14 protein-coding genes and 1 pseudogene are annotated in these 19,007 nt (G+C 40.4%); 4 read left to right on the forward strand and 11 right to left on the reverse strand.

Features of this window, described 5'->3' with window-relative positions; all coding sequences use genetic code 11:
• Positions 1-100: 100 nt before the first annotated feature.
• The 6 genes from araH to PNEUHYL_RS01285 form a co-directional block, all read right to left on the reverse strand.
• Positions 101-1,069, reverse strand: a complete 969-nt coding sequence (gene araH, locus PNEUHYL_RS01265) for an L-arabinose ABC transporter permease AraH (protein ID WP_059365459.1) — start codon at positions 1,067-1,069, stop codon at positions 101-103.
• Positions 1,070-1,085: 16 nt separating this feature from the next.
• Positions 1,086-2,603 (reverse strand): L-arabinose ABC transporter ATP-binding protein AraG, encoded by a 1,518-nt coding sequence (gene araG / locus PNEUHYL_RS01270; RefSeq protein WP_077664029.1) that lies wholly within the window; start codon positions 2,601-2,603, stop codon positions 1,086-1,088.
• A gap of 38 nt (positions 2,604-2,641) precedes the next feature.
• A complete protein-coding gene (locus PNEUHYL_RS01275) occupies positions 2,642-3,643 on the reverse strand; it encodes an arabinose ABC transporter substrate-binding protein (RefSeq protein WP_059365461.1) in 1,002 nt (333 codons plus the stop codon).
• Positions 3,644-4,078: 435 nt separating this feature from the next.
• Positions 4,079-7,519 (reverse strand): transcription-repair coupling factor, encoded by a 3,441-nt coding sequence (mfd, locus tag PNEUHYL_RS01280; RefSeq protein WP_059365462.1) that lies wholly within the window; start codon positions 7,517-7,519, stop codon positions 4,079-4,081.
• A gap of 90 nt (positions 7,520-7,609) precedes the next feature.
• Positions 7,610-7,783: a DUF5363 family protein gene (locus tag PNEUHYL_RS13375; protein WP_157888081.1), complete on the reverse strand. Its 174-nt coding sequence runs from the start codon at positions 7,781-7,783 to the stop codon at positions 7,610-7,612.
• On the reverse strand, positions 7,780-9,633 hold the full coding sequence (locus tag PNEUHYL_RS01285; protein WP_059365463.1) for a tRNA(Met) cytidine acetyltransferase TmcA: 1,854 nt from the start codon (positions 9,631-9,633) through the stop codon (positions 7,780-7,782). Before PNEUHYL_RS01285 ends, PNEUHYL_RS13375 begins: the two co-directional genes overlap by 4 nt.
• 125 nt (positions 9,634-9,758) lie before the next feature.
• On the opposite strand from PNEUHYL_RS01285, the pseudogene PNEUHYL_RS01290 reads away from it, so the two are divergent.
• The 4 genes and pseudogenes from PNEUHYL_RS01290 to PNEUHYL_RS01305 form a co-directional block, all read left to right on the forward strand.
• A pseudogene (locus PNEUHYL_RS01290) lies at positions 9,759-10,220 on the forward strand (PTS sugar transporter subunit IIB); the annotation flags it as partial.
• Between the two features lie 11 nt (positions 10,221-10,231).
• Positions 10,232-11,026 carry a PTS mannose/fructose/sorbose transporter subunit IIC gene (locus PNEUHYL_RS01295; protein ID WP_059365465.1) on the forward strand — a complete coding sequence of 265 codons (795 nt, stop codon included), beginning with the start codon at positions 10,232-10,234 and terminating at the stop codon, positions 11,024-11,026.
• Positions 11,027-11,036: 10 nt separating this feature from the next.
• Positions 11,037-11,870 (forward strand): PTS system mannose/fructose/sorbose family transporter subunit IID, encoded by an 834-nt coding sequence (locus PNEUHYL_RS01300; RefSeq protein WP_059365466.1) that lies wholly within the window; start codon positions 11,037-11,039, stop codon positions 11,868-11,870.
• A 65-nt stretch (positions 11,871-11,935) separates the two neighbouring features.
• Complete coding sequence (locus tag PNEUHYL_RS01305; protein ID WP_059365467.1) at positions 11,936-12,310, forward strand: hypothetical protein; 375 nt, start codon at positions 11,936-11,938, stop codon at positions 12,308-12,310.
• Between the two features lie 40 nt (positions 12,311-12,350).
• Here PNEUHYL_RS01305 and PNEUHYL_RS01310 read toward each other — a convergent pair whose 3' ends face one another.
• The 5 genes from PNEUHYL_RS01310 to PNEUHYL_RS01330 form a co-directional block, all read right to left on the reverse strand.
• Complete coding sequence (locus PNEUHYL_RS01310; protein WP_059365468.1) at positions 12,351-14,192, reverse strand: ATP-binding protein; 1,842 nt, start codon at positions 14,190-14,192, stop codon at positions 12,351-12,353.
• A 161-nt stretch (positions 14,193-14,353) separates the two neighbouring features.
• Positions 14,354-17,167 carry a valine--tRNA ligase gene (locus PNEUHYL_RS01315; protein ID WP_059365469.1) on the reverse strand — a complete coding sequence of 938 codons (2,814 nt, stop codon included), beginning with the start codon at positions 17,165-17,167 and terminating at the stop codon, positions 14,354-14,356.
• Between the two features lie 176 nt (positions 17,168-17,343).
• On the reverse strand, positions 17,344-17,676 hold the full coding sequence (gene yqfB / locus PNEUHYL_RS01320) for a N(4)-acetylcytidine aminohydrolase (protein ID WP_059365470.1): 333 nt from the start codon (positions 17,674-17,676) through the stop codon (positions 17,344-17,346).
• A 39-nt stretch (positions 17,677-17,715) separates the two neighbouring features.
• The gene (locus tag PNEUHYL_RS13380; RefSeq protein WP_059365471.1) at positions 17,716-18,291 is read right to left on the reverse strand and encodes a hypothetical protein; all 576 of its coding nucleotides are present in this window, start codon (positions 18,289-18,291) and stop codon (positions 17,716-17,718) included.
• A gap of 29 nt (positions 18,292-18,320) precedes the next feature.
• The gene (locus tag PNEUHYL_RS01330; protein ID WP_059365472.1) at positions 18,321-18,752 is read right to left on the reverse strand and encodes a DNA polymerase III subunit chi; all 432 of its coding nucleotides are present in this window, start codon (positions 18,750-18,752) and stop codon (positions 18,321-18,323) included.
• Positions 18,753-19,007 lie beyond the last annotated feature (255 nt).

A 19,007-nucleotide genomic window follows, 5' to 3' on the forward strand; every position in this document is an offset into this window, starting at 1 on the left:
AACAAAAACAAATTGGCTTACAAGCATAGATATAAAATACCGATGAATACAAAACAAAATGCGGAGACTAAAATATCCGCATTATTATCCATTCACATTTTTACTTTATTAGTTTCTGTTTATATCTATCAAATATGACGGCAATTAATAGAATTAAACCTCTTACAACATATTGAGAAAACGGTGAGATATTTAATAAATTCATCGCATTTTCAATAGTACCTAAAATTAATACTCCAGCTATGATAAATGAAATTTTAGCGACACCACCATTCAAAGATACGCCGCCAAGTACGCAAGCTGAAATTGCCACCAATTCAAAACCAATGGATGTCATAGGTTGTCCGCTTGTCATTCTAGCAGCAAGAATAACGCCGGCGAGCGCAGAAATTGCTCCGGATACGACAAAAATAATTAATTTCGTGCGATCAACATTAATCCCGGCTAATCGTGCTGCTTCCTCATTGCCGCCAATTGCTAAAGTATTACGTCCGTAGGTAGTTTTACTTAATAAAAAACCAAAGATAGCAATACAAATAATGGTAAATAGAATTGGTAAAGGAATACCAAGTAAATTTTGATAACCCAGCTCGAAAAATTCTTCTTTTGTAATACCCACTGCTTTACCATCAGAAATAATATAGCCGAAACCACGTGCAATTTGCATACTTGCCAATGTGGTAATTAAGGAATTGATTTTTAATTTTGCTATAACAAAACCATTTATCAAACCGATTAAAGCACCTAATGATACGCCTGATAACACACCTAACGTTACACTTTGAGTAAGGTTAATCACTGTTGCAGTGACAACGCCGGCACAAGCAATCACAGAAGCGACAGATAAATCAATTTCACCGGCAGCAAGACAAAATAACATACCGCAAGCAACCATACCGCTCATTGAAATGGCTAGCCCTAGGCCTTTCATATTAATAACCGTTGCAAAATTAGGAATAAATAAACAAGCAGAAATAAAAATAACAGCAAAAATTAACAACATACCATAAGCATTCCAAATTTTATTAAATCTGCTCATATTGTGAGTTTGAGAAGTTACTGAAGTCATAAAAATTCTCCTTATATTACTTAGCTACGGTTTCAAAGATATCGGTTTCCACCATAGCAAGTTTCAAAACACGCTCTTCCGTTGCCTCTTCACGTTCTACAACACCTGTAATTTGTCGATTTCTCATGACCATAATGCGATCGGATAAACCGATAACCTCAGGTAAATCGCTTGAAATCACAATGATTGCAATCTTTTCATCAGCTAGTTTAAAAATCAGATCATAGATTTCGGATTTTGCCCCTACATCAATACCGCGTGTCGGCTCATCCAATAGAAGCACTTTAATATCCTCGGATAACCATCGTCCTAAAATCACTTTTTGTTGGTTTCCACCGGATAAATTCATAATAAGTTGCTCAATGGATGGTGTTTTCACATTCATTTGTTGGCATTGTTTCTCTGCATTTTGTTTTTCCCAAAACTCATTAATGATAAATTTAAAGAAATTATGGGATCGTCTTGCGCTTAAATTTATGTTTTCCGCTACGCTCGCCAAAGGAATTATTCCTTCTTTTTTACGATCCTCTGGACATAACACTATGCCTTGTTCAATAGCATCTTTGGGGCAAGTTATCTTGATACTTTTTCCGTCTAACTCAATATTTCCTTGAATCATTGGATCCGCACCAAAAATAAGCTTAAATAACTCCGAACGACCGGCGCCAACCAACCCAAATAACCCGAGAATCTCTCCCGCTTTCACTTCAAGATTAAAATTTCCCGGCAACTTTTTGCTTGAAAGTGCGGTCAGTTTTAACCGTGTTTTCCCTATTTCTCTTGAACGATAATGATAAATATCGCCTAAATTACGCCCAACCATGCTACGCACTAAGATGTCATTATTAATCTTTGACAGATCCGAAAATGTTTCAATAAACCGACCGTCTTTCAATATGGTAATTTCATCACTAATACGAAAGATTTCTTCCATTCGATGAGAAACATACAGAATAACCTTTCCTTCCGCTTTCAGTTCTTCAATCACTGCAAACAACTTTTCAATTTCAGGTGCAGACAAGCTACTGGTCGGTTCATCAAACGCAATAATTTTCGCTCCACGGCTCAATGCTTTTGCAATTTCAATCATTTGCCATTGACCAATGGAAAGTTCTCTTAAAGGAGTATTTGGTGAAATATTTAAGGCTAATTTATCTAAGTATTTTTTCGTACGGATTATTAATTCTTTCTGATTAACCAATCCAAAAGAATGAGGGAATTGACCCAAACAAAGATTTTCTGCAACCGTCATGTCCGGTACGATATTTAATTCTTGATAAATAATAGCAACTCCGGCAAGTAAGGCATCTTTTGTTGTGCGAAATGTAAGAGAGCGTCCCCCAATATGCATTTTTCCTTCCGTCGGCAAATAGTTACCACTTAAAATTTTCAGTAAGGTAGATTTACCGGCACCATTTTCCCCCATAAGGGCATGTACTTTCCCCTCATAGCATTTAAATGACACATTTTGTAATGCTTTAACACCAGGAAAAGATTTGCTAATTTGGTCAAATTCTAAATAAGGAATTTGCATAAATATTTCCTCCTTACCGATATTTTAATGACATTCAACTAAAGCCCTTTTTTCTCCAACTCTAGTTTAAAGTTATCTCGCGTCAGTAATACGGGATCACCAATCGGCGTATATTTTGGTGGCTCAATTCCCTCTTTAACCCATTTATAAAGCATTTCCGTACTACGATAGCCATGCACATCGGGGCTTGGCAGTAATGAGCCGACAAAACCGGTCATTTTAGGCTTTGAAAGCTCACTTACTGCATCCGTACCATTGATACCGATACCGACAACATTTTTAGGTTTAAAGCCCTGCCCTTCCGTAGCCCTAATTCCCCCTAACACGGTATTATCGTTCATCCCGACGATTAACCAATTTTTCACTTCGGGGTGCTGCACTAACATGGCATTAGCGGCATCTAACGCTCCCGGAATATCATTACTTTTCGTGGGCGATTTATAGATTTGTTTTTCAGGGAAGCCTGCTTTGATTAAGGCAGAAATAGATCCGTCCGTACGGCGACGGGCAGTATCCAGTTCGTCTGCTGTGATAGCTAATACCGCGGTTTCATTGACATTCCAACTGCGTTTTTGCATTTCTTTATACAATTCTAAACCTTGACGTTCACCAATTTCTGTTGCAGCCATCATGATAATCGGCACATTATTCATAGGTTCCCCCGCTGCATTTAAAAATTGATCATCGACTGTAATTACTTTCAGATCATAAGAACGAGCCTTTGCCATAATAGCTGGCCCTAATTTAGGATCAGGTGTACAAATAACAAAACCTTTTGCACCGTTTGCTGCTAAATTATCTATAGCATTCAATGTTTTTTCACCGTCAGGAATCGCCATTTTTATAATCTGAACGTCCCCTAGATCTTTGGCGGCTTTATCCGCAAATACCCATTCTGTTTGGAACCAGGGTTCTTCCGGCTGTTTCACCAAAAAACCTAATTTTATAGTCTCTGTCGCTTGAATAGAGATAGAGGTAAAGCCTGTCGTAGCCAATACTGAAGCAGCTATTAATGATTTTAAAAAATTTCGTTTGTTCATTGCGAGATCCTCAATATAAATATACCAATAAATAAATATTACCTCTTAGGAACAGCTTACTTAACACGCTTACCGTTCAGTAACAGCATAATACTGTATTTATTAATCATTAAAATGAGATCTGGATCACAGTATGAATTTATTGCAAAATAATCCATATATTCAGCAAATCCATCCTGACAAATAGAAAAATTCGGTTATAAATACCGCATTTTTCCTAAGTAACGAGATTGTCTTTCAAATCGGGAAAAGTGACAAAACCAAAAATACAGCAAACTTAATGCAACAAAAACATACTGACATAGCATTCGGTTTAATATCACGGCTTATTATTCAGAAAGAAAAATTGAAGTAAAAAAATGACGCACTATAAAAATAGTACGTCATTGTTGTCATGCTAAGTTCTGCAATGTAATACAACAGAGTTAAAAAATCTTACTCAAGCAGAAACTTGATTAAATTTACCACAAATTCCAACCGCACTTTATTATCCGAAAGATCCTTCATAAACTTAAATTTCGACGGCCCGTCAAAACGATAGACAATCGGTTCTTTTTGAATAAGCTGAATAAATTTTTCCGGTGCGACTTGTGTTGTCGGTGAAAATTCAATAAAGCCCCCTTGTGTGCCGGCATCAATGCGAAGTATTTTTAGAGGCTCAATCAATAAACGTAATTCGGCAATTTGAAGTAAGTTTTTCGTTGCTTCCGGTAACAAACCAAAACGGTCGATCAATTCGACTCTTAATTCATCTAATTCTTGTCTTGTCTCGGCGGCGGCAATACGTTTATAGAAGGATAAACGCATATTCACATCGCCTAAATATTCATCCGGTAACAAAGCCGCGACTCTCAGTTCGATTTCAGCCTGTTGTTGGGTTAATTCTTCCAAAGACGGCTCACGTCCTTCTTTTAAAGCTTTCACCGCCGCATCCAACAATTCCATATAAAGGGAAAAACCGATGGTTTCAATTTGTCCGCTTTGTTCATTCCCCAACAATTCCCCTGCGCCACGAATTTCTAAATCATGGGTGGCAAGAATAAATCCCGCGCCAAGATTATCTAAACTTTCCAAAGCTTCAAGACGGCGTTGAGCATCTTTTGTCATCATTTTCGGGGGAGGGGTAAGCAAGTAAGCATAGGCTTGGTGATGAGAACGCCCTACCCGACCACGTAATTGATGTAATTGCGCCAGACCAAAATGATCCGCCCGTTCGATGATAATCGTATTTGCCGTTGGAACATCAATGCCCGTTTCAATGATGGTTGAGCAAACCAATACATTATAGCGTTGATGATAAAAATCGCTCATCACCCGTTCTAGTTCACGCTCCCGCATTTGTCCATGTCCCACAATCACCCGAGCTTCCGGCACAAGTGCGGTCAATTTTTCTGCCGTATTTTCAATACTCGCCACATCATTGTGTAAATAATATACCTGTCCGCCACGCAGAATTTCACGCAAAATGGCTTCGCGTACCACTAAGTCATCCTTTTGACGAACAAAGGTTTTAATACTCAAGCGGCGAGCTGGCGGCGTGGAAATAATAGAGAGATCACGAATACCGTTCATTGCCATATTAAGGGTGCGTGGAATCGGGGTTGCCGTCAGGGTGAGAATATCGATATTGGCACGTAGTTGTTTAATTTTTTCTTTTTGCCCCACACCAAAACGATGTTCTTCATCAATAATCAGCAAACCGAGATCATGAAATTTCACATCCGATTGAATCAGTTTATGGGTGCCGATCAAAATATCCACTTTACCTTCTGCCAGATTTTGCAGAATTTGTTTTTGTTCTCTCGCCGTTTTAAAACGAGATAGCACTTCCACGTTTACCGGCAAATTGGCAAAACGATCTTTAAAGTTTTCATAATGTTGTTGGGCAAGCAATGTCGTAGGCACTAAAACGCCGACTTGTTTATGATTCATTACCGCCAAAAATGCCGCACGCATTGCCACTTCGGTTTTACCAAAGCCTACATCGCCACAGACTAAACGATCCATCGCTTTGGGCTGACACATATCTGAAATAACGGAATTGATCGCCATTTCTTGATCATGGGTTTCTTCAAAAGGGAAAGTTGCTGCAAACTGTTGAAATTCTTCGCGATCATATTTAAAGGCAAAGCCTTTTGTCGCCTCACGTTGTGCATAAACATCCAGCAGATCCGCCGCCACATCACGAATTTTTTCTGCGGCTTTTTGGCGTGATTTTGCCCAAGCCTCGTTACCCAGTTTATGTAATGGCGCACTTTCATCGGAACCGCCTACATAGCGACTAATCAAATGCAACGAGGTGACCGGCACATAAAGCTTAGATTCATTGGCATAATTCAGGAGCAAATATTCCGCTTTAATTCCCCCGGCATCAAGTGTTACCAAACCGCCATAACGCCCCACACCATGATCCAAATGTACCACCGGTTGCCCAATTTTAAGTTCCGCCAAATTACGCACAAGCGTATCCGGATTAATGGTTTTACGCTTATCACGTCGACGCTGTTGAACCCTTTCGCCCAGTAAATTCGCTTCACCAATAATGGCTAACGGCGGGGATTGCTCAATAATAAAACCTTGCTCAAAGGAGCTGACCAATAAACTAAATTTTTCTTGCTCAGTCTGTGTGAGGGATTGAATTTGTTTAGGTTTAATTTTTAACGCTTGAAGCAAATCAAGTAGGGTTTCCCTACGTCCTTCCGTTTCGACCGAAAACAACAGGTTTCCATTGAAATGTTCAATAAATTGACGAAGTTGCCCCAGGGGGTATTTTTGTTGTGATTGAATAGTGATCTCAGGCAATGAGGCTACAGGTAAATTTTTCTGACGCACTGATGACCGCACTTTTTCATTTTTCAGTGTAATACGCGGGTAGTCTTTCAATTGGCGATTTACTTTATCAATATTTAACCACAAGCGTTCCGGTGGCAATAAAGGACGCATTGGATCCACTTTGCGTTGTTCATAACGCTGTTTTGCATCTTGATAAAAACGCTCCCCTTGTGCTTGATTTGCCTCCATATCCACAAACAAGGTTTGGGGTGGAAGGTAGTCAAATAAGGTTGCCATTTCTGCAAAAAACAACGGCTGCCAATATTCAATACCAGAAATTAACGTACCTTTACTGATTTGCTGATAAATATGTTCCGGATCGCGTCGAATTTCCCCAAAAGTTTCTCGAAATTGAGTGCGAAAAAATTCAATACCCTTGTCATCGGTAGGAAATTCGTGTGCAGGCAGCAGATTAATGGATTGAATTTCATCTATCGTACGTTGCGTATCCACATCAAAAGTGCGGATAGAATCAATTTCATCATCAAAAAAATCTAATCGAAAAGGCACCGCACTTCCCATCGGAAAAAGATCAAGCAATGAGCCCCGCACGGCATATTCCCCATGCTCCAAAACTTGCTCTACAGCACGATAACCGGCTGATTCCAGTTGTAAACGCATTTTATCAATAACAACGCGATCACCTTTTTTAATCAATAAAACATTATGTTGTAAATACTGGGGCGGGCAAAGGCGCTGCATTAAGGTCGCAATCGGCAACAAAAAAATGCCTTTTTTTGCATTTTGGAGCTGAAAAAGTGCGCTTAGACGGGAAGAAATAATATCTTGATGAGGCGAAAAAGTATCATAAGGTAGCGTTTCCCAATCAGGAAATAGTTTCACTTCTTGCTCGCTTAATTCCGATAAAATACCGGATAAACGAACCGCACTTCTGGTATCTGGAGTCACTACGACAGTTAAATGTTGGTGTTGTTCGGCAATCTCGCTAATCGCAAGGGCATCAGCGCCTTGCAAGACATTACCTAAAATTTTGTGATCATTTGGACCGGAGGGGATATCGAGTTGAAAAAAAGCGGTTTTCATAAATAATGCGCCAATCTCTTATAAAAATTGACGCATAGTTTACTGAATTAAAAATGGGGATTCAAGCTGAAGTCTGTATAAAAAAACAGGTTATTTTTTGAAAAGTGAATCTTCTTTACATAAATTTCCGTTTTCGTCTTCGCGCATTTTGGGTACACCACAGCAGCTCGGGGAATCAAGATCGTAAGTTTTAAGAAAATGATCATATTTTTCCAACGCCCGTTTAAACCAGCCTTTTGGTTTCTCTTTTTTTTCTGTTGTCATAAAAGTTCCTCTAAGTATTGTTTAATTTCTAAACGAAAGCATTCTACGCTTTTTTTCTTGTCAAAGGGTAATTGTTTTTTCGTTAAATAGCTTGAAAGTTGTGGAAAATTGCGTTTATTTTGCGCCCTTAACAAACGTTGAATCGCGGGCATTGAGGAAAATAAAGAGCGGTTGAAATAGGCAAAATTTTTTAAGCTTTGCCAATCTTCCTCATTAAGTATCCAATCAATTTTTCCGCGCATTATTTTTTTAGCCAAAGGATGAATAAATAATGCCACGTTACGTTGAAATTGTTGCCGTGCAATTTTCGTCAAAGCCCTTCCCTTTTCCGACATACCCTTCAAAGCAATAGCTGAATAACAACCGCTACTGGCTTCTTGATGCTCCCCTAAATGAACCAAAACAAAACCGCACTTTTGCCAGAAATGTGCTAATTCTTCCGTATAACCGAAACTGACGGAAAGAAAATCAGCCTCGGCATTATCCATTGAGCTAATCAGCCTTTGCCCGATCCCTTTTTGTTGCCAATGAGGTTGTACGGCAATGCGAGAAATTCGTAAAGACTTCAACCGACAGGCTTCGGGAAAATTGCCGTGAAAACACAAAGATTGTGGTACAAGGTTTCCTTTGGGGCGGCGTGTTCCTTGTCGGATTTGTGCAATCAGATTTTCATCCTCCATTCCGCCTTCTTCCAACGCCCAAATAGCACCAATAAGCTGTCGTTGATCATTCGCCAAATAAAAATGCTGCCTTTCACCATCAAATAAACGACGTAAATCAATAGGCGAAGTCCGATAATGCGCCAGTATCATCAAGCCATAAAAAGGTTCAGGCGACTGAATTAACTGAGATTGTGTTATTTTATGAATCTGAATCTCACTCAGTGCGTTATAGGCAATTTGCTCAAATTTATCTTCGGCATTCAGCAATAACAAATCTTCAATAAACGATTCAAGAACATCATTTTTTTGCCAACGCAAAGGATGATAGAGTTCCACTTGTTGAAAAGTGCGGTGGATTTTTTGTTTGAATTTTAATTCAAAGCCACGTCCGGTTCCCTCATAACTATGAATGGTTGTACTAAAAACAATGTGGCGAAAATATTGGGAAAACTGTTGTAGCAAAGACAACGGAATCATCGCCGCCTCATCAACCAAAAGCCAAGCATTTTCGGCAAATGCCGCATCTTGTCGTAATCGTTGGCTTAATTCATCCGGTGCAATAAATTCAACGGTTCTTTTTGCAAAATCATATAATGAATTGACCGCACTTTTGTTAGGCGCGGTGAGATAAATCGGGGTATCAATGTGATTAACAAGCAGCCCTAATAATGCTGATTTTCCCCGTCCGCGTTTTGCCGTGAGAAAATACAGATCACATTGTCGTTGCAAGATTTGCTTAAGGATCTGTTGCTGTTCGGCAGTGGCTGATTTGCCCTTTTCTTCACAATGAAAAACGGACGGAAAACCAACCGCACTTGCTTTTCTCAAAATAGGAAAATGGTAGCGTTCCACACATTGTTTGAAATGATGAATAAAATTTGCTGTGCTGATGGCAGAAGTACCGCCATTCCAACGAAGACTATCAAAATCAGGGTGTTTTTCTAAATTTTCCCACGCCGAAAGCAACAAACAGAACGTCCCCCCCACTTTTAATGTACCGGCGGCAATGGCAAGGGCTTCTAAATGAATGCCATTTCGTGCATCAAATAAAATATGTTCAAATTCTTGTCCCAATAAATTGGATGCTTTAGCAAAAGGAATCCCCCGCTCTCCAAGGATTAAAACTTGTGGAGGCAAAAATTCAGGGAATACATCAGAAATAAGCACTTGGCATTGACGATTTGGCATAAGGAATCCTTATCATTATTTCGGAGCATTTTAACGAAATTTTAATATCGACAAAACATGATAAATTTTGACCGCACTTTCCTGTCAAAAGCACTCCATTATTCGCTGTCTATTTTGCCACCATTCGTTTGATTCATGGTCAAGTGGCGACATCTTGGGCAAAAGCAGTGAAATGTGAAGCTATTTTTGCGATCAGTGATGAAGTGGCAAATGATGAACTTCGCAAAGAATTGTTACTTCAAATTGCACCGCCTCATTTAAAAGCCTATGTTATTTCTGTGGATAAAGCGATTAAGGTGTATAACAATCCTAAATATGCCAACCGTCATATTTTAATGCTCGTAACAAAACCGGAAGATGCACTGCGTTTAATTGAAGGCGGGTTGCGGATTGATACCATCAATGTAGGCGGAATGACACATAAAGAAGGCAATAAACAACTTTCTGATGCAGTCACCGTCAATCCATCTAATGTGGAAGCATTCAAAAAATTACTCGATATGGGGGTAAAACTCTCACTTCAAAAAGTGGCAGCCAATAAACCAATCGAGCTTACCCGTGAAAAATTAGATTCAATTAAATTTTAGGAGAGCCTTTTATGTCAACAATGGAACTCATTTTAGTCGTACTGGTTGCGGCAATCTGCGGTATGGGCAGTGTGTTAGATGAACGTCAAACCCACCGTCCACTTTTTGCTTGTACCATGATAGGTCTTGTCTTAGGCGATCTTGAAACCGGTATCATTCTTGGCGGTACCTTAGAAATGATCGCATTAGGCTGGATGAACGTAGGGGCGGCAATGGCTCCGGATGCGGCACTGGCAAGTGTTATTTCTGCAATCTTGGTTATTAAAGGTGGACAATCGGTTGGTACCGCCATTGCCATTGCCGTACCGGTTGCTGCGGCAGGCCAAGTATTAACGATCTTTGTTCGTACTTTAACGATTTTCTTACAACACAAAGCCGATAAATTTGCGGAACAAGCGAATTTCCGAGGGATTGAACTCTGTCATTTTGCCGGTCTTTCTTTACAAGCCTTACGTGTTGCGGTTCCCGCATTAGCCGTCGCTTTAGTGGCAGGCACGGATAGCGTAACCAGTGCATTAGATGCAATTCCTGAAGTGATTACCCGTGGGTTACAAATTGCCGGTGGCTTCATTGTAGTTGTGGGCTATGCGATGGTTATCAATATGATGAGTGCAGGTGCATTAATGCCATTCTTCTTCCTTGGTTTCGTGATTGCCTCATTCACTAACTATAATTTAGTGGGGTTAGGTATTTTAGGCACTTGCTTGGCAATGCTGTATATCCAATTAAATCCTCGCTTTAACCAAGCCGCAATGCCGATAGCGACAAAAAGAAAATTAGCCGATAACGAATTAGAAGGTCTATAAGGAGCGTATTATGTCAGATCAAAAAGTGACACTTACTAAAGGTGATATTTTAAAAACCTACTTCCGTTCAACGTTCCTTTTAGGTTCATTTAATTTTGAACGCATGCAATCAATGGGATTCTGTGTGTCGATGATCCCAACCATCAAGCGTTTATACAGTAAAAAAGAAGATCAAGCCGCGGCATTAAAACGCCACCTTGAATTCTTCAACACCCAACCTTGGGTGGGTTCCGCCATTATGGGCGTTACCGCTGCGATGGAGCAGGAACGGGCAAACGGTGCAAAAGATGTGGACGATGCGGCAATCAGTGGAGTAAAAGTAGGCTTAATGGGGCCACTTGCCGGTGTGGGCGACCCAATTTTCTGGGGAACATTGCGTCCTGTTTTAGCCGCACTGGGTGCCGGTATTGCTTTAACCGGTAGTCCTTTAGGTCCATTATTATTCTTTATTTTAATTAACATCATTCGTCTATTAACCCGTTGGTATGGTTTCAAATACGGGTATGAAAAAGGAACGGAAATTGTTTCCGATATGGGCGGTGGCCGTTTACAAAAAATTACACAAGGTGCCTCTATTCTCGGTCTCTTTGTTATGGGTTCCCTTGTATCCAAATGGACGACGATTAATGTGCCATTAGAACTTACCCGCTATAACAATCAGTTAGGTGAAGAAGTGGTTGTTACCCTTCAAGGCGTATTAAATGCTCTTCTTCCCGGTGTACTTGCATTATTACTTACCTTCTTATGTATGTATTTATTACGTAAAAAAGTGAATGCGATGATTATTATCTTTGCCCTATTCGGGGTTGGGATTTTAGGTTACTGGGCGGGTATTCTTGCTTAGAGAATACTTGAAATATTTCACCATAAGGGCGTACGATAACGCCCTTATTTTTTAGGGTAAAAATGATGAAACTCAAAGAATTAATACAAGCGCCACCCAGTGAAACTTATATCAAAAACAGTTCCCGATTGGTTTCCGGCCTATTTATTGTCGGCGGATTACTTTATTATCCGACAAACGGTTATGGTACGCTCATCTCCTTAGCGCTGACATTCATCGTGTTATTCGGGCAAAAAATGTTGCTTACTCAAGCAAATAAAGATTTCAGCGATATGTATCAAGCGAAACAATTTTTTGAACAAACGCAAAATGCCGATTATTTACACTTTATTATGGCGCGTTCCGAACAAATGCTAAAAGTGCTGTCTGATAAGGCAAAACGTGAAATTCACCTGTTGCGAAAATACTCGGAAGATAAACTGAATAATAAAAACTCCTAAAAAAACGACCGCACTTTCGCTTTAAAGTGCGGTCTTTTCGTTATCCAACAGAATTCAAATAATCTTCCAATTCTTCGACATTAACTTGCCAGTAACTATTCAGTTCACGAAGCCAATTTTCAATATTATCGTTCCAACCCTCTTCCTGATTACATTGCATTTTTTCCGCAAGTTGCTGTAATCTGCTTAATCCGACAGAACCTGCTGCTCCTTTAATTTTATGCGCCACATCCGCAACACTTTGATCGGCGGCGTGATCCGACAAATAAACCTTAAAGGCTTCATTAAGTTCTTGAAGATATGCCGGCATCATTTGTTTAAACAAGACTAAATTCCGTTCGGTTTGCGTTTTACCTAACAGTTCTATCAGTTCCAGGTTTAAAGACTGATAGGATGACTGTTTTTCTACGGCTTTAGAATCGATACTTTTTATATTTCCTTCACCAAAAAAATGATAAAAACAACGTTTTAACTCATCTAGGGCGAGAGGTTTACGCAGAACCGAATCCATTCCCTTACTTTGGTACTCCTCTTCACTTTGCATCACATTTGCCGTGAAGGCAACAAGAGGTGGGAGAAAATCATAAATGCCGTCTTCGTATTTTTTACGTAGATAAGCGGCTATATCAAAACCCGACATATCCGGTAATTTAATATCAAGCAATATAATATCGTAAGTATTGCGTTCAAAAAGCTTAATCGCGTCTTTTCCATTCATCGCAACATCAACACAATGCCCCAGTTTTTCCAATACACTTTTTGCAACAAGAACATTTAATTCAATATCTTCAACTAATAAAACCGATAAATTCAACGGTTGAATAGGTTCACAATGATTAATTGGATGCGCTTCTTTGGCATAGATAATCAGATCAAAGGTTGAACCCTGACCAAGCTGGCTTTCAACTTGAATATCGCCTTTCATTAATAAGGCGAGATTTTTTGATATTGCAAGCCCTATTCCACTACCGGAAGATCGATTTGTATTTTCTTTCACACGATAATACATTTTGAAAATGTTATCCTGCTCACATTGGGCGATCCCTATGCCGGTATCAGAAACACTAAAACGATAAATATCTTTTTCTAAAGACTGAATAGTGAGTTTAATTGTGCCTTTTTCAGTAAACTTCACTGCATTAGCAATCAAATTTAAAAGAATTTGACTCAAACGTGCTCTGTCCAAATAAAGCAAATCCGGTAAATGAGGTTCAACGTCTAAAATAAATTTAAGATTTTTAGGTTCGACCATTAAAATGGCAAAATTTTGAATATCATTCAATAATTCATTCAAATTAATCGGTTCAAAGTTCAATTTTAGACGTTTTGTATCAAACTTATCTAAATCAATAATATCGCTAAAAATATGTCCTAAATTGACCGCACTTAAGTTAATTGTTTTTAAATAATTACGCTGCTGCTCTGAAAGCTGATCATCCAATAAGATATGGCTCAACCCAATAATACCATTAAGCGGTGTTCGCAATTCATGACTAATAGTCGCAAGTAAGCTACTTTTTTCTCGATTATTTTTTTCTAATTTATCTAAGGCAATAGAAAGTTTCTTTTCAGCGATAATTCTTTCCGATACTTCATTTCGTAAACGTAATACCGTTTTAGACAGATCCAATCTTGAGCGTTCTAATTGTTCAACCAGCAAAGTCAAAAAATAAATAACGAAAGGCGCAGTGAGAAGCCCGAAGATAATTGAACGGACAAGCACCATCCAATCAATTTGATTAGTAATAAATAGACTAAGTAAAATCTGAGCGCTCAACGCCAAGACGGCGAGAATGAATAATCCAAGTAGGGAAAACCGAACACGTCCGAGTTTTATAACCCAATCAACATATCGCTGCGCAAAATATTTGAAGTTTTTCATTATTGATTCAATGTGGGAAAAGATACTGGCAAAGTATTTTAGCACTGAAAGGAAAATTGTATATCTATTAGTTGGTATGAGCGGGATAGCCATCGTGGGAATCATCATCCCACTATATTTTTTAAATAAAAAACGCTGAACCAGTCAGCGTTTTTTCAAAATTATAATGCTTCAATCGCTCGGTATTGAGTCTGCAATTTCTCAAGTCCCGCTTGATATTCTGCCATTTTTTCACGCTCTTTGTTGATTACCGCTTCCGGTGCTTTGGCAACAAAGGCTTCGTTACCGAGTTTACCCTCAATGCGTTTAACCTCGTTGGTGAGCTTGTCGATCTCTTTGGTTAAACGGGCAAGCTCTGCCTCTTTGTTGATAAAGCCCGCCATTGGCACAAGCACTTCCATATTGCCGACCAATTTGGCAACGGAAAGCGGCGCTTCCGAACCAGCCGGAATTGCTTGTACGCGCTCCAGCTTCGCCATTGCTTTTAGCAAGCGGTCGTTTTCCGCCAAAATTTGGCAATCGCTTTCTTGGGTATTGCGAATGAGCAATTCTAACGGTTTACTTGGCGCAATATTGCTTTCCGCGCGGATATTCCGTACCGCGACAATCACCTCTTTCAACCAGCCGATTTGCGCAAGTGCGGTCGGATTTTCAAGGGCTTCGTCATATTGCGGGAACGGTTGCAACATAATAGTGTCGCCTTCCACGCCGGCAAAGCCTTTCACTTTCTGCCAAATTTCTTCGGTGATAAACGGAATAATCGGATGAGCCAAACGCAACAATTTTTCCAATACATTGATTAACGTGTCGCACGCCCCACGCTTTTCTGCCACCGAACCTTGCGCAAATACCGGTTTGGTCAGCTCCAAATACCAGTCGCAGAATTGATTCCAAGTAAATTCATACAGGGCATTGGCTGCCATATCGAAACGGTATTGGCTAAGTGCCTCACGGAAGGTTTTCACCGTGTTATTAAATTCCGCCTGAATCCAACGATCCGCCAATCTGAAGGTTTTCTCGCCCTCGCCCAATTCGAGCGCATTCATATTCATCAGCACATAGCGGCTGGCGTTCCACAATTTGTTGCAGAAATTGCGGTAGCCCTCAAGGCGTTTCATATCCCAGTTGATGTCCCGACCGTTGCTCGCTAACGCAGCCAAGGTAAAGCGTAACGCGTCCGTGCCGTGCGGAGCAATTCCCTCTGGGAACTGCTTAGTGGTGGACTTAGCAATTTTTTCCGCCAGTTGCGGCTGCATCATATTACCGGTGCGTTTTTCCAATAACGCCTCAAGGCTGATACCGTCAATCATATCAATCGGGTCAAGCACGTTCCCCTTAGACTTCGACATTTTCTGCCCTTGTTCATCACGGATTAACCCCGTTACATAGACGGTTTTGAACGGCACTTGCGGTTTGCCGTTTTCGTCCTTGATGAAGTGCATCGTGAACATAATCATTCGGGCAACCCAGAAGAAAATGATGTCAAAGCCGGTGATTAACACATCGGTCGGGTGGAACATTTTCAGCTCTTTGGTTTGTTCCGGCCAGCCGAGCGTGGAGAACGTCCATAGCCCCGATGAGAACCACGTGTCCAGTACGTCTTCATCTTGGGTTAAAGGTAAATCCGCCGGCAGATTATATTTTTGGCGGGCTTCTTCTTCACTACGGGCAACGTAGATATTACCCGCTTCGTCATACCACGCCGGAATACGATGCCCCCACCATAACTGGCGAGAAATACACCAATCTTGAATATCCCGCATCCACGAGAAGTAGAGATTTTCGTACTGTTTCGGCACGAATTGGATTTCACCGTCTTCCACGGCTTTGGTCGCCACTTCCGCCAGCGGTTTAACGCTCACATACCATTGATCCGTCAAATACGGCTCAATCACCACGCCAGAACGGTCGCCATACGGGCGTTTTAATTCGTGCGGTTCGATTTTTTCTAAATAGCCTTCCGCTTCCAAATCCGCTACGATTTTCTTACGCGCCTCAAAGCGATCCAAACCGCGATAACGCTCAGGGGCATTTTCATTCAGGCTCGCATCCGGATTCATTAAATTGATGATTTCAATATCGTGGCGTTTGCCCACTTCGTAGTCGTTGAAATCGTGCGCCGGCGTGATTTTCACACAGCCCGTCCCAAATTCAGGGTCTGGGTAAGGGTCGGCAACCACCGGAATGATACGGTCGGTCATCGGAACGTGTACCATTTTACCGATCACATCTTTGTAACGCTCATCATCAGGGTGAACCGCCAAACAGCCGTCCGCTAAAATCGTTTCAGGACGGGTGGTCGCAATGTGCATATAACCGCCGCCAAAGGTTTCGGATTTATCCACAAACGGATAGCGAACGTGATACATAAAGCCTTTTTCATCACGATTTTCCACTTCCAAATCGGAAATGGCGGTGCGAAGTTTCGGATCCCAGTTTACCAAGCGTTTGCCACGGTAAATCAGCCCCTCTTCGTGCAGGCGGACAAAGACCTCTTTTACCGCATTGGATAAACCTTCGTCCATTGTAAAACGTTCACGATCCCAATCAATCGAGTTACCTAACCGGCGCATTTGCTGGCTGATTGTCCCGCCTGAATAGGCTTTCCAGTCCCAGATTTTGTCGATAAACGCCTCACGCCCGTAATCGTGGCGGGTTTTGCCCTCTTCGGCAGCGATTTTACGCTCCACCACCATTTGCGTGGCGATACCTGCGTGGTCAGTACCCGACTGCCACAGGGTATTATGTCCTTCCATACGGTTAAAACGGATTAAGGTGTCCATTAAAGTTTGCTGGAAAGCGTGCCCCATATGCAAGCTGCCCGTTACATTCGGCGGCGGAATCGCAATACAGTAACTCGGCACGTTCGGATTTTCAGTCGGTTTAAAATAACCTTGTTCTTCCCAGTGTTTATACAGGGCTTGTTCTACCGCAGACGCCTCAAAGCGATCTGCCATTTGGAATGGTTTTGTCATTTATTTTTTCTCTTTGTAGTGCGTACATAAAAGCATTGTTCTACAGAATAACCCATGCATTTATATACATTTATATACATTTATATACATTTATATACATTTATATACATTTATATACATTTATATACATTTCATAAATTATAATTTACATAGTTGAAATGCTATTTAATGATGAATCAGTCATACGACATCTCCTCATATATAATCTTAAATTCAATCAAACAAAATAATTCTTCGTTCAGATAAATTTCCCTTATCACCTTTTTCAACTCACTTAACAACATATTTTCCTGCTTCGCATGCTGTTCGGTAAGTTCATCTAACCGAATCGGTGATACGCTTAACACTTCAATCGTGCAAAAGTATTGATTATCTTCAAATCGTCCGACATGCAAAATATCACCGATTTTAAAATGGCTTTCAGATTTATCCCGAATGGTAATCGTTTTACGACCGGCGAGAATATCGGCTTCAAAGCGTTGGTAAAAGGTGATGTCGTTTGGTTGCATTTGTTCCTTAAAGTGCGGTTAAATTTCAGGAAGTTTTGATTACTGATTCAAACGAATCTCGTCTTTCACTCGCTCAATTTCTAAAAATAAACGGCGTTCTTCTTGGCGACAGAAACTGTTATCACCTAATTTTTCCGCTTCCGGGGTACAACGTACTTGCTTGTATTGAGATTCTAGCACTTTAAGCATTGCTTTTTGTTCGTTCAGATAGCGACTTTGCGCAGTACTTTTCGCCTTTTTTACCGGCTTGGTGATCACTTGAGTTGCCACCGACACGTTGTCTTTTTCTACAACCTGTGCAGGTTCTGTTTCTTTGATTTCAACTTTAATGTTATCCGTTTTATCGTTTGTTTGAGCTTGAGCTTGAGCTTGAGCTTGAGCTTGAGCTTGAGCTTGAGCTTGAGCTTCAAGTTTAGTTTCTACCGAAACCGTTGCAGCTACCGATTCGTCTTTTTTCACCTCCGATTCCGCCTTATCATTCATTGCTTTGGGTGTAGGTGCTGGAAGTGCGGTTGATTTTTCAGTTGTTTTTGTTTCTTGGTTATCGCATGCGGTTAGCGTTAAAATACTTGCTCCGACAAAAAGAGATAAAACAAATTTAGTTGATAATCTCATATAAACTCCGTTAGGTTATTCGAAAAGTGTTACGCATTTTCAGTGGAAAGCTGCCAACCTTGCATACGTAGTTGTTTATAACGTTCCCGTGCTTGGGCTTTTGACATTTCCTCCACCGGAACAAAATCAATTAATTGAGTAAAACTATGACTAAACTCCGGCACATCATGCTGCAAATTAATGAGTAAATCACGTCGTTGTGCATTGCGTTTTCCGCGCCATGAAATCTCAATAGGTGTGGGATATTGAGTCGCTTCACCCGATAAGTTATGCGGCACAAATTCATTGGGATCCCGCTGCCAAAGCGCCTCATCAATATCAAGTGCTTGTTGTTCCGTTTCACAAGCGATCAAAATCCGTTTCCCTAAACGCCAAGCGGAGGCGGCAAGATCGCAGGCGAGTTGTTCTACACTTTTCTTACTTTCTGCATTTAAAATATAAAATTGTGCATTTTTCGCCATTTTTGTCTCAATTTTGCCAAGTTTAAAACTGCAAGATTTTACTAAAAAATGATGAAAAAATAAATCCTTCAAGAAAAGATTATTGCCCTACCATGATTTTTAAATTAATGCCCTTTTCCTTTCTTTCCCGCCTTTATGAAATTGAATTTTTAGGATATTTTCGTCTGTCTGAACAAAACAAGTTCAGAAAATTTCGGTAACATAAATTTAAGGGAATAAAGGATAAAAGAAAGTCACTCATCATCTGTGAAACCC

The sequence above is a fragment of the Rodentibacter caecimuris genome (assembly GCF_001019715.1).
Taxonomy (GTDB): Bacteria; Pseudomonadota; Gammaproteobacteria; order Enterobacterales; family Pasteurellaceae; genus Rodentibacter; species Rodentibacter caecimuris.

Excerpts from the sequence above, each read along its gene's own strand:
- PNEUHYL_RS01285 (WP_059365463.1), bottom strand. The coding sequence starts at position 9,633 with ATGCCAAATCGTCAATGCCAAGTGCTTATTTCTGATGTATTCCCTGAA.
- PNEUHYL_RS13380 (WP_059365471.1), bottom strand. The coding sequence starts at position 18,291 with ATGAGATTATCAACTAAATTTGTTTTATCTCTTTTTGTCGGAGCAAGT.
- PNEUHYL_RS01330 (WP_059365472.1), bottom strand. The coding sequence starts at position 18,752 with ATGGCGAAAAATGCACAATTTTATATTTTAAATGCAGAAAGTAAGAAA.
- PNEUHYL_RS13375 (WP_157888081.1), bottom strand. The coding sequence starts at position 7,783 with ATGACAACAGAAAAAAAAGAGAAACCAAAAGGCTGGTTTAAACGGGCG.
- araH (WP_059365459.1), bottom strand. The coding sequence starts at position 1,069 with ATGACTTCAGTAACTTCTCAAACTCACAATATGAGCAGATTTAATAAA.
- araG (WP_077664029.1), bottom strand. The coding sequence starts at position 2,603 with ATGCAAATTCCTTATTTAGAATTTGACCAAATTAGCAAATCTTTTCCT.
- PNEUHYL_RS01310 (WP_059365468.1), bottom strand. The coding sequence starts at position 14,192 with ATGAAAAACTTCAAATATTTTGCGCAGCGATATGTTGATTGGGTTATA.
- PNEUHYL_RS01275 (WP_059365461.1), bottom strand. The coding sequence starts at position 3,643 with ATGAACAAACGAAATTTTTTAAAATCATTAATAGCTGCTTCAGTATTG.
- PNEUHYL_RS01300 (WP_059365466.1), top strand. The coding sequence starts at position 11,037 with ATGTCAGATCAAAAAGTGACACTTACTAAAGGTGATATTTTAAAAACC.
- yqfB (WP_059365470.1), bottom strand. The coding sequence starts at position 17,676 with ATGCAACCAAACGACATCACCTTTTACCAACGCTTTGAAGCCGATATT.
- PNEUHYL_RS01315 (WP_059365469.1), bottom strand. The coding sequence starts at position 17,167 with ATGACAAAACCATTCCAAATGGCAGATCGCTTTGAGGCGTCTGCGGTA.
- PNEUHYL_RS01305 (WP_059365467.1), top strand. The coding sequence starts at position 11,936 with ATGAAACTCAAAGAATTAATACAAGCGCCACCCAGTGAAACTTATATC.
- mfd (WP_059365462.1), bottom strand. The coding sequence starts at position 7,519 with ATGAAAACCGCTTTTTTTCAACTCGATATCCCCTCCGGTCCAAATGAT.
- PNEUHYL_RS01295 (WP_059365465.1), top strand. The coding sequence starts at position 10,232 with ATGTCAACAATGGAACTCATTTTAGTCGTACTGGTTGCGGCAATCTGC.